Origin of the sequence: Pseudomonas sp. W4I3, from assembly GCF_030816195.1 — a bacterium.
Taxonomy (GTDB): domain Bacteria; phylum Pseudomonadota; class Gammaproteobacteria; order Pseudomonadales; family Pseudomonadaceae; genus Aquipseudomonas.
Map to the genome: position 1 here is coordinate 3,661,617 of NZ_JAUSXS010000001.1, position 10,563 is coordinate 3,672,179.

9 protein-coding genes are annotated in these 10,563 nt (G+C 60.8%); 5 read left to right on the forward strand and 4 right to left on the reverse strand.

Translation table 11 applies throughout. The annotated features are described in order from the left end of the window. Positions 1-129: 129 nt before the first annotated feature. A complete protein-coding gene (locus QF045_RS16715) occupies positions 130-1,167 on the reverse strand; it encodes a LacI family DNA-binding transcriptional regulator (RefSeq protein ID WP_306493188.1) in 1,038 nt (345 codons plus the stop codon). Positions 1,168-1,435: 268 nt separating this feature from the next. Here QF045_RS16715 and QF045_RS16720 point away from each other — a divergent pair, with 268 nt between their 5' ends. Both QF045_RS16720 and QF045_RS16725 read left to right on the forward strand, forming a co-directional pair. Continuing rightward, positions 1,436-3,220 (forward strand): IlvD/Edd family dehydratase, encoded by a 1,785-nt coding sequence (locus tag QF045_RS16720; RefSeq protein WP_306493189.1) that lies wholly within the window; start codon positions 1,436-1,438, stop codon positions 3,218-3,220. Between the two features lie 27 nt (positions 3,221-3,247). Next, positions 3,248-4,465, forward strand: a complete 1,218-nt coding sequence (locus QF045_RS16725; protein WP_306493190.1) for a fumarylacetoacetate hydrolase family protein — start codon at positions 3,248-3,250, stop codon at positions 4,463-4,465. Positions 4,466-4,522: 57 nt separating this feature from the next. Here the strand turns inward: QF045_RS16725 and QF045_RS16730 are convergent, their stop codons facing one another. Together QF045_RS16730 and QF045_RS16735 are read right to left on the reverse strand one after the other, a co-directional pair. Next, a complete protein-coding gene (locus QF045_RS16730; protein WP_306493191.1) occupies positions 4,523-5,059 on the reverse strand; it encodes a DUF2867 domain-containing protein in 537 nt (178 codons plus the stop codon). Positions 5,060-5,148: 89 nt separating this feature from the next. Then, positions 5,149-5,769 carry a DJ-1/PfpI family protein gene (locus QF045_RS16735; RefSeq protein ID WP_306494911.1) on the reverse strand — a complete coding sequence of 207 codons (621 nt, stop codon included), beginning with the start codon at positions 5,767-5,769 and terminating at the stop codon, positions 5,149-5,151. A 10-nt stretch (positions 5,770-5,779) separates the two neighbouring features. Between QF045_RS16735 and QF045_RS16740 the strand changes: the two genes are divergently transcribed. Continuing rightward, positions 5,780-6,448, forward strand: a complete 669-nt coding sequence (locus QF045_RS16740; RefSeq protein WP_306493192.1) for a TetR/AcrR family transcriptional regulator — start codon at positions 5,780-5,782, stop codon at positions 6,446-6,448. A 94-nt stretch (positions 6,449-6,542) separates the two neighbouring features. Here QF045_RS16740 and QF045_RS16745 read toward each other — a convergent pair whose 3' ends face one another. Next, the gene (locus QF045_RS16745; protein ID WP_306493193.1) at positions 6,543-7,076 is read right to left on the reverse strand and encodes a hypothetical protein; all 534 of its coding nucleotides are present in this window, start codon (positions 7,074-7,076) and stop codon (positions 6,543-6,545) included. A 700-nt stretch (positions 7,077-7,776) separates the two neighbouring features. Here QF045_RS16745 and QF045_RS16750 point away from each other — a divergent pair. Then, positions 7,777-9,096 (forward strand): SDR family oxidoreductase, encoded by a 1,320-nt coding sequence (locus QF045_RS16750; RefSeq protein ID WP_306493194.1) that lies wholly within the window; start codon positions 7,777-7,779, stop codon positions 9,094-9,096. Positions 9,097-9,309: 213 nt separating this feature from the next. Beyond that, positions 9,310-10,548 (forward strand): multidrug efflux RND transporter periplasmic adaptor subunit MexE, encoded by a 1,239-nt coding sequence (gene mexE / locus QF045_RS16755; protein ID WP_306493195.1) that lies wholly within the window; start codon positions 9,310-9,312, stop codon positions 10,546-10,548. The last annotated feature ends 15 nt before the right edge of the window (positions 10,549-10,563 follow it).

Sequence of the window (10,563 nt, forward strand, 5' to 3'; positions counted from 1 at the left end):
ACCTTGAGCCCCGTGGGTCGACCTGAATCAATCGACAGGAAAAGGAATCTGCAAGTGGTCTGTTACCGGTAACATTTTTAGTTTAGCCATTAATTTCATGGCATGGCAAGCGGGTTAGATTTAAAAAATTCAGGTGCTTTCGCGCGCGATGATTTTGAATTCGACGACTTCGCACGCTTGCGGGCGGGGCCGCCCAAGGCGTTGCGCCGCTGCGCTGGCCACCAGCAATTCGCCGGCGCGCCGGCCAATTCGATAGGGATCGACCGAGACGGTGGTAATGGTCGGCGTGCAATAGCGGGAGACTTCGAAATCGCCGAACCCGGCGATTGCGATGTCCTCGGGGACGCGTCGACCCTGCCGATGGCACTCCATGATGGCGCCGAACGCCGACAAGTCACTGACGCACATCACCGCCTCGGTGTCCGGCCATTTTTCCAGCAGCCGCTTCACCGACTCCCCGCCATGGCTCATGGTAATAGGCGACTCGCCATACTCCATCACCCTGGGCTCCCCTGCCCCCGCCGCCGCGACGGCCTGAAGATAACCCTGTTGACGTTGCTTGCCACGGTGGTCGAGTACCGACGCCCCGCCGATGTAGCCGATGCGCCTATAGCCTTGCTGGTACAGGTGTTCATACAGCGCCGCGGCGGCGACAACGTTACTGAACCCGACCGATTGCTCGATAGGATCGTCCGGGATGTCCCATGTCTCGACAACCGGGACCTGCGCCTGGCGCAACAGCCTGCGGGTTTCATCCAGATGCGCGCTGCCCGTCAACATCACGCCCACCGGTCGATGGCGCAGCAACGTGCGCACCAGCAATGCCTCCTGCTCCAGATGGTAATCGGTATCCCCCAACAGCAGGCACAGACCGTGTTCGCTGACCGCATCATTCAGGCCACGCACGGTGTCGGCAAAGTTCGAGCTGGCCAGTGAGGGCACCAGCGCCACGATAAATTCCGAACGCCCGGTGGCCAGGGTTCCCGCAGACGCGTCAGGCAGATAGCCGAGCTTTTCAATCGCGGCGTGAACGAGCTTTTGCGTGCGCTCCGACGCGTCGCGACCGGCCAGGACCCGGGAAACCGTCATCTTCGAAACACCGGCCAGTTTGGCAACATCGGACATGCGCGGCGGCGTGGTGGTTTTGCCTGGATCCTCGTAACTCATGAACGTCGTGTTTTCCTGAAAGTGATCGGCGGCCCCTGGAAATCAACGCCCCCAACGCGAATGGAGGCTGATTATACATCGGCGGCGACAGACCTACCTCCGCTCCGTGCAGGCGTGCGCACCGCCGATTGGATTGTCGATATTGGGTCTTTACAAACACACTGTTACCGGTAACATCGAGCCATCCACATGGCCTCGAGTCTTCCTGGCGAGCGCCCTGCGCGGATATTCACTTTCCGTTGATATACCCCTAACAAGAGAAAAAACCATGCCTGATGTCCCTCCTCTGCCCCTGCGAAGTCAACAATGGTTTGACGATCCCAACCATGCCGACATGACCGCGCTCTACGTTGAACGCTTCATGAATTACGGTATGACGCGCGAGGAGTTGCAATCAGGCCGTCCCATCATCGGCATCGCGCAAACCGGCAGCGATCTTGCGCCGTGCAACCGCCACCACCTTGAACTCGCGCAGCGCACCAAAGCGGGCATTCGCGATGCCGGGGGGATTCCGATGGAGTTCCCCGTGCACCCGATGGCCGAACAGACCCGACGCCCCACCGCCGCACTGGATCGCAACCTGGCTTACCTGGGCCTGGTCGAGATCCTGCACGGCTACCCGCTGGACGGCGTGGTGCTGACCACCGGCTGCGACAAGACCACCCCCGCCTGCCTGATGGCAGCAGCAACGGTGGATATACCGGCGATTGTGTTGTCGGGCGGCCCCATGCTTGATGGACATCACAAGGGCCAATTGATCGGCTCTGGCACGGTGCTGTGGCACGCGCGCAACCTGCTGGCCAGCGGTGAAATCGACTACGAAGGTTTCATGGAAATGACCACCGCAGCCTCGCCTTCGATCGGTCACTGCAACACCATGGGCACGGCGTTATCGATGAATGCGCTGGCCGAAGCGCTGGGCATGTCGCTGCCCGGCTGCGCGAGTATTCCGGCGGCCTATCGCGAACGCGGCCAGATGGCCTATGCCACGGGCAAGCGCATCGTTGACATGGTGCGCCAGGATATTCGGCCCTCCCACATCATGACCCGCGAAGCCTTCGAGAATGCCATCGCCGTGGCGTCGGCGCTGGGTGCCTCGACCAATTGCCCGCCGCACCTCATCGCTATTGCGCGGCACACGGGCATCGACTTAAGCCTGGAGGACTGGCAACGCATCGGTGAAGACGTGCCGCTGCTGGTCAACTGCATGCCTGCCGGCAAATACCTCGGTGAAGGCTTCCACCGCGCGGGCGGTGTGCCTGCGGTGATGCACGAACTCAAACACGCCGGCCGCCTGCATGAAGCGTGCAACACAGTGTCGGGCAAGACCATTGGCGAGATCGTCAACAACACCGCCGCCAGCGATACAGATGTGATTCATGCGTATGAAGACCCCCTGATCCAACGCGCGGGGTTTATCGTGTTGAGCGGTAATTTCTTCGACAGCGCCATCATGAAAATGTCGGTGGTCGGCGAAGCCTTCCGTAAAACCTACCTGTCTGAACCGGGCGCGCAGAACAGCTTCGAAGCCCGCGCCATCGTCTTCGAGGGCCCCGAGGACTATCAGGCCCGCATCAACGACCCGGCCCTGGACATCGATGAGCGCTGCATCCTGGTCATTCGGGGCTGCGGCACCGTGGGTTATCCGGGCAGCGCCGAAGTGGTCAACATGGCCCCACCCGCTGCACTGATCAAACGTGGCATCGACTCCTTGCCCTGCCTGGGTGACGGGCGCCAGAGCGGGACCTCGGCAAGCCCCTCGATTCTCAACATGTCCCCTGAGGCCGCTGTGGGCGGCGGGATAGGTTTGCTGGAAACCAACGACCGTCTGCGCGTCGACCTCAATGCGCGCCGGGTCGATCTGCTGGTGGACGAAAGCGAAATAGCGCGCCGCCAAGCAGCGTACAAGCCGTCCATCCCAGCATCGCAAACGCCGTGGCAGGAAATCTACCGACAACAGGTTGGCCAGCTCTCGACCGGCGGTTGCCTGGAACCCGCCACCCTGCACCTGCGGGTCATCGCACGCAGCGGCGACCCCCGTCATTCCCATTGAATCGTTGTTTTACAGAGGGTAATGCCCATGTCCCAAACATCTGCTGCAACCCCCTTGTCGGCGTCTTACGTTCCGGCCCAAGACCTGGCGCAAGGCACCTGGATCAGCCGCGCCTGGGTGCCCGGTGTCGTTGCCGGGCCCGCCGTGGTGCTGCTCAAAGGCACGCAGGTCTATGACATCAGCGCCCGGGTGGCGACCGTTTCGGCTCTGCTTGAGCTGGAAGACCCCGTTGCTTACCTGCGCAGCCTGCCGTTGACCACGCCGTTGATCAGTGTTGACGACCTGCTCATCAACAGCGATGTATCCGTTCGCGACGAGACACAGCCCTGGCTGTTGGCCCCGATCGACTTGCAAGCCGTAAAGGCCGCCGGGGTTACCTTCGCCACTAGCATGCTCGAGCGAGTGGTTGAAGAGCAGGCCAAGGGCGACCCGGCCAAGGCCGACAGCATTCGCGCAACCCTGGCCGAGAGCATCGGTGCCGACCTCGGCCAAATCGTGCCGGGTTCCTCTCAAGCCGCGGCGCTCAAGGAAGTGCTGATCAGCCAAGGCATGTGGTCGCAATATCTGGAAGTGGGCATCGGCCCGGACGCGGAGATATTCACCAAGGCCCAGCCGTTGTCAGCGGTGGGATACGGATCGGCCGTGGGTCTGCACCCCAAGTCCAGCTGGAATAACCCCGAGCCGGAGGTGGTACTGGCGGTTTCCAGCCGTGGCAAGGTACAGGGCGCCACGCTGGGCAATGACGTCAACCTTCGCGATTTCGAGGGGCGCAGTGCGCTGCTGCTGTCCAAGGCCAAAGACAACAATGCGTCGACCGCGCTGGGGCCATTTATCCGGCTGTTTGATGAAACCTTCGGCATTGAGGACGTGCGTTCGGCTGAAGTTGCATTGCGCGTGGTCGGCGAGGACGGCTTCATCATGGACGGCAGCAGCTCGATGAATCAGATCAGCCGCGACCCGCTGGACCTGGTGGCCCAGACACTTAACGAGAACCACCAGTACCCGGATGGCTTCGTGCTGTTTCTCGGCACCTTATTCGCGCCCAAGCTGGACCGCGACTTGCCCGGCGCAGGCTTTACCCACAAGGAAGGTGACATTGTAGCCATCAGCAGCGCCAAGTTCGGCACACTGGTCAACCGGGTGACAACCAGTGACCGGGCGCCCGCCTGGCAGATGGGGTATCGCGCCCTGCTCGACAACTTGAACGAGCGCGGCCTGGTTTCTGCCGCGATCAAGCCACGCTAGCCAGAATGAGCACTTTCATGAATGCCAAGCCACTCGGCATTCTGCGACCCTGTGGGTTTACAGGTCGTAGCGCAGAGCCATCGGCCATCCAATGCGCGCTGCACGAAGGAGGCTGGCCCTGACAACCAAGCGATGAAACGGAGCGATAACGAAGAGGTAGGCCCGCCCCAAGCGGTTGTGGCAGTGGACAACGGTTGAAAATATCAGCTGGCGACCGCCTTGCGGCTCTGCCTCATCGGAACATAGCAGCGATATACGGAAATCGAGGTGCTTGTCGTCTTCCCCCAACACGATTTCAGTCGGGTTCGCGCTGTAGACCTTGAAGATGCCGATTCGATTAGTAAGTGATGCCAAATATTTGGCTGTCTTGAGACCAAAGCAGGCAACGAGAGTGTCTCGGACGTTCATGAGCCACCCGATCCAGGCTGGCTGGTGGGCCAGGATGAATCGCGCGAGTACATCCGGATCGCTGGATGCGCCCCCAGGAAGCCGAATCGCAAAAGCATCCGCCAGATGCATCAGTTCATATAGGTGGGCGATGCCGGATCCTGAGGGGACCGGCACACAGGTAACGCGCTCAAATTCTCGGGCCATCGGGGAATCCTTTCTGAGTTATAGCGGCCAGGTTGACAGTGGTGACGACAGCGTCCGGATAATCCAGCGCCTCGCTGAGCGAGCATGAATTAGCTGATTGTTGGTGAAACGCCCATTTCTCCCTGGCGGATACTGAGCCCGATCAAGGCATCATAAAGCTCTTGCTGCCCAGTTGGCAGAACTGGGAGCAACGTCGAACGGCGCTTGTCGGCACCAAACCAGGATTCAATCAGCCATCCCACCAGGTAGAGCGCCGAAAGACATCCGCCAGCGGTTGCAACGTTCCCCTGGAATACAAGAGGCTGATCCCTGGGCTCAATTCCTAGAGCCTGCAAGTTCGATCGTGCCTGCGGGTGTGTAGTTGCCTGGCCGCTGAGCAGCCCAAGCCGTTCGAGTATGAAAGCGCCGGCGCATATTGAGCCGATTCGCTGGCGTTTGGCGTCAAGTTCAAACGACGCCAGGAAATCCGGGGCGGCAAGGGCAGCGGGTATCCCCTCCCTACCACTCGTGAACAGCACGGCGTCGGCGCTGTTAGCCTCGCGAAGCGGGCCGTGCACCGGAACAGGCAGGCCGTGTGCAGACTGCACAACTGGGCTGGAACCTAATATTCGAACGTGCCAGTCCTCGGCGTTGCGGCCTAGAATGTCCCACATCAGAAATAGGTCGATATCAGTGAATTGATCGAAAGCGACCAGAACGATTTTTTTCACGTTGAACTCCATGATTGCTGGCCTGCAAAACGCAATGGCCATCATTGCCGAAGTTCGCAGCGTATCAATCGGTTGCGCACCATACACAGCCTGTATGGCGCTAAATAGGGAGCACATACCGGTGAGCAAACTGACGCGTAACCATTGGATCGCCGCTGGCTTTGAGGCACTTGAGCAAATCGGGCATGTTGGCGTTTCGGCCGAGAGTTTATCGCGCTGGTTGAATGTGACCCGTGGGTCGTTCTATCACCATTTCCGCAACCGCGAAGACTTTGTGCGCACCTTGCTGGCAGCCTGGGAAGAAGACTATACGGAGCGCATGCTCGCTTATGCGGCGCAAGGTCGTAGCGCAGGCGAAACCTTGAAACGCTACTTGAGTATTGCTGCTGAAAAACAACCTGGGCGGGAAGTTTCCATCCGAGCGTGGTCGCTGCATGACCCGTTGGTTGGCGAGTTTCAACAGCGTGTTGACACAACGCGACTGAATTTTGCAATAAGGACGTGCCGCAGCCTGGTCCCTATCTTAGGCGAAGCAGAAGTAATGGGTCAGATGGCCCATCTGTGCCTGATTGGCGGTCAACAGGCAGGACTGCGGCGTGATGCCGCGCGCTTCAACAGCTTTGTGCATCGAGCCGTTTCACTTTTCGAAGGGGCTCTTTCACCGTGGCGGCCTAAGTGATCAGCAAAACTCACGCCGCCCCCTCTGTTCTATCAACATCGAGCCTGCCGGTTCGCACTAAAGAGTACCGTGACTCGGGCGTTGATCTTGGCGCTCATGATGACCACCCAAGCCTGGCAATGATCTCCCTTCGGTAAGGCGTGTCGATCTGCGCGGGCACGTTTTCTACGTAGTCACGGGCATGGTTGAGTGCCTCTCCCGTCAGGCCTGCCAAGTACGCAACCGCGTCGTCAACAGACGGCACCCGGCCCTCGACATCGTTGAGCCTTGGCGGCAGAGCAGTCCATATCACGGCGTCCAGTTGACGAGCCATTGCCCAATCGGCCAGCACTCCCACCGCAGAAGTGCTGGGCTTAAACACACCTATGCCGTCCTGGCGGTGTTCAGCAATCTGCTCTCGCCTGCGCAACGCCTGACACGCCTCATCGAGCGACCGCGTTTGCAGTACGGCCCAAAGGACTTGGCAAGGAGGCGCGTTGGCGCATATCACCGTGGCCAGTTCTGCCCCGTCACTGACTCGAGCGAATTCAATAGGAAGGCTGGGCCCGTCCTGAAACCATTGCGTAGCCAACGGCAATGTGTCCGGTTTCCAGATCAACGATCCCCATCCCAGGCATGCGATTACCATGATCCATCCTTAGTGGTTGCCTGTGCCGTCTCGGCATTGAAAGAGTGCCATTCGTCGAAGCTTTGGCAGATGTTTAAAACTTAAATTCCCGACTCCGCCTCCCATTTTGTATGGAGCGACACATTCGATGTCCTGACATGCCGCTCCATTGCGTCCGACCTGAAGCATCTATAGCCCACGTTCAACAGACCTTACAGGCGAGGAAGTTTTCATGAAATCTCCATTGCTAAAAGCGTTGATGATAGCCGGCGTGCTGTGCGCATCCGGCACACCGGCATTCGCCGCCAACTCCGGCAGCAACACCGGAACCGGCGGTTCGTCGTCCTCTTCCGGCGCAAGCGATGCCGGCTCTGCCCTACCTCCTGGAACGGGCCCGACTGCGCCTCAAGGCGGCAGTGGCACAGGCGCCAGCGGTAATGACACCGCGCCCGATAGTGGAAGCGGCGGCGGAAGCGATGGCGGGAGCAGCGGCGGGAGCGGGAGTGCTGGCTCGGGCTCGGGCTCGGGCGGCTCCGGTGGCTCAGGCGGCTCAGGCGGCTCAGGCGGCTCAGGCGGATAGAGCAGGCTTGAAGCGCGGCACCCAAACAGCGCATGGGGACTCTCAAAGCCCCCATGCGCTGCACGTTTCTCTCGGCCATCTGGACTGAACACCCCTTTGCGCCGACGTTTTTACCGCGAACACACGACGGAGGATGTGGTGATGATCGACTCTGCAACCGGAATGAAGCCCGGCGAGCGCTATGCCGTGCATAACCTGGAGCGAACGCACAATTTTGGTGGCTTTTTTCTCGATGGAAAATACTACTTGAGCCCGGAATTGATGACGGCGGTCGGGTGGCTGGACGGCCAGACATTTTTCTACGACGAACTCGATGCCGCTGGCGAGCCGGTTTTTCCGGATCGGGTCGCCGGTATTGTCGATGATCTGACCCTGGTATTGAACGACGGCGCGCGCCTGAAGCTGCACGAGCTGCCCGTACAGGTTCAGGCGGCAGAGGATCGGCCCGAGGCCCCGCCTGCGAACGCCAATGTCAGCGGTCAATTGCACGGCAAGACGGTGGTAATCACCGGAGCCTCCAGCGGAATCGGCCGCGCCGCGGCGCATGCCTTCGCCAAGCAAGGCACACGCCTGGTCCTTGCAGCCCGGGACGACAGCGCCCTGGCCGACGTCGTCGAAGAATGTGCCGTGCTGGGCGCCGAGGCGATTGCCGTCAAGACCGACGTCACCCAGGGGGACCAGATGAGGGCTCTGGCGTCTGAAGCGGTAGCGTTTGGTCATGGCCGCATCGACATCTGGATTAACAACGCCGGGGTGGGCGCCGTGGGCAGATTCGAAGACACGCCGCTGGAAGCCCCTGAGCAAGTGCTGCAGACGGACTTGCTGGGTTACTTGCGTGGTGCCTACGTAGCGTGGCCGTATTTCAAGGCACAAAAAGCCGGCATTTTGATCAATACCCTGTCACTTGGCAGCTGGGTTGCCCAACCCTACGCCGTCGCCTATTCCGCAAGCAAATATGGCCTGCGTGGCTTCAGCGAAGCGTTGCGCGCGGAGTTGACAGGATTGCCGGATATTCACGTGTGCGACATTTACCCGGCCGTGATGGACACACCCGGCTTTCGCGACGGCGGCAATTTCACCGGCCATGCGCTGAAGCCGCCGCCACCGGTTTACGACCCTCGTCTTGTGGCTGAAGCGATGGTCGCCTGCGCGCTGCAGCCGCGCAAAAGCACGACCGTGGGCCGCGCCGCCACCGCCGCACGAGTCGCGCATTGGCTGGTGCCAGGCTTTGCGCAGATGTCCGGCTGGCTGACTCGCTTCGCGCTCGGTCGCAGCCCTCAAGCCAGTACCTCTTCAGGCAACCTGTTTACCCCTCCAACGGGGCAGCGCCGAATCGAGGGTGGATGGCGTAAAGATTCCCGACCCGCCCGTTACCTGCTTGTCGCCGCCGGTGCTGCGCTGTTGTTGGGTGGGGTTGCGATTGCACGCAACCATCAATCGAACGGCAAACGGCAACGGTGACCGGTCCCGTATAGGGGAGTCGTTCGAAACGCTCCCCTGCCACCACCTGCATTACTCAAATTGATAGCAACCTAACGAAAACCCCCGTCCTGCAAGGCTTTCCACGCGCTTATATCATTCCGAATGATAGTTACCTTCGCTTCATTCGATTCGTGACATACCGCCTCCCCGCGCATGATCCGCCCATCTCAAATACATTGGCGGATGCACCTCATGGAACAGTCACTCAAACATTTGCGCTTCCCCCTGGCGATTCTGGCCGTGGTGGTGATGAGCGCGTGCGGCAAGACCCCGGACCAAGCGGCCGCCATGCCTGCTGCCAAAGTCAGCGTGGCCAAGGTGCTCGAGCAACCGGTCAACGAGTGGGATGAGTTCACCGGGCGCCTGGAAGCGCCGGAAACTGTACAGATTCGGCCACGCGTGTCGGGCCAGATTGACCAAGTCGCTTTCACCGAAGGCGCTTTGGTCAAGAAAGGCGACCTGCTGTTCCAGATCGACCCGCGTCCGTTCCAGGCTGAAGTTCGCCGCCTCGAAGCCCAGCTTGCTCAAACCAAAGCCGCCGCCACCCGCAGCGATAATGAAGCGCAACGCGGCGATCGCCTGCGCCAGAGCAATGCGATCTCCGCCGAGCTGGCCGACTCGCGCACCACCGCCGCCCAGGAAGCCCGCGCTGCGGTTGCCGGGATCCAGGCGCAGTTGGACCTGGCCAAGTTGAACCTGAGCTTCACCCGCGTGACCGCGCCGATCAGCGGCCGCGTCAGCCGCGCCGAGATCACCGCCGGCAACCTGGTGACCGCCGACACCACCGCGCTGACCAGCGTGGTGTCCACCGACAAAGTCTATGCCTACTTCGACGCCGATGAGCGCGTGTTCCTCAAGTACACCGAACTGGCCCGTCAAGGCCGTCGTGGCGCGACCACTCCGGTGTACTTGGGCCTGTCGAATGAAACCGGCAACCCGCACTTGGGCCAGATGAACTTCATCGACAACCAGGTCAACCCTGCCACCGGCACCATCCGCGGGCGCGCCGTGTTCGACAACAGCAAGGGCGAATACACCCCGGGCCTTTACGCCCGCCTGAAGCTGGTAGGCAGCGGCACCTACTCCGCGGTACTGATCAACGACGAAGCCGTGGGCACCGACCTGGGCAAGAAGTTCGTGCTGGTGATGGAAGGCGACAAGCCGGCCTATCGCGCCGTGGAACTGGGCCCGAAGATCGAAGGTTTGCGCATCGTGCGCAGTGGCCTGAACAAGGACGACACCATTATCGTCAAGGGCCTGCAGCGCGTGCGTCCAGGCTCGCCGGTCGCGCCGGAAACCATCCCGATGGCCAGCCAGGAAACCCTCGCCGCCTTGGCCCAACAACGACAAGCGCTTGAAGCCAGCAACCTGGAGCAAGTGGCGCCGGAAAAAACCGCGCCCAAGCTCGCCAGCGCGACTCCACGCGGTTAAGGGATACGACTCAAG

What these genes read in the sequence shown, in the direction of transcription:
- QF045_RS16725 (WP_306493190.1), top strand. Translation starts at nt 3,248, where the DNA reads ATGTCCCAAACATCTGCTGCAACCCCCTTGTCGGCGTCTTACGTTCCG.
- QF045_RS16730 (WP_306493191.1), bottom strand. Translation starts at nt 5,059, where the DNA reads ATGGCCCGAGAATTTGAGCGCGTTACCTGTGTGCCGGTCCCCTCAGGA.
- QF045_RS16720 (WP_306493189.1), top strand. Translation starts at nt 1,436, where the DNA reads ATGCCTGATGTCCCTCCTCTGCCCCTGCGAAGTCAACAATGGTTTGAC.
- QF045_RS16750 (WP_306493194.1), top strand. Translation starts at nt 7,777, where the DNA reads ATGATCGACTCTGCAACCGGAATGAAGCCCGGCGAGCGCTATGCCGTG.
- QF045_RS16715 (WP_306493188.1), bottom strand. Translation starts at nt 1,167, where the DNA reads ATGAGTTACGAGGATCCAGGCAAAACCACCACGCCGCCGCGCATGTCC.
- QF045_RS16745 (WP_306493193.1), bottom strand. Translation starts at nt 7,076, where the DNA reads ATGGTAATCGCATGCCTGGGATGGGGATCGTTGATCTGGAAACCGGAC.
- mexE (WP_306493195.1), top strand. Translation starts at nt 9,310, where the DNA reads ATGGAACAGTCACTCAAACATTTGCGCTTCCCCCTGGCGATTCTGGCC.
- QF045_RS16740 (WP_306493192.1), top strand. Translation starts at nt 5,780, where the DNA reads ATGATTGCTGGCCTGCAAAACGCAATGGCCATCATTGCCGAAGTTCGC.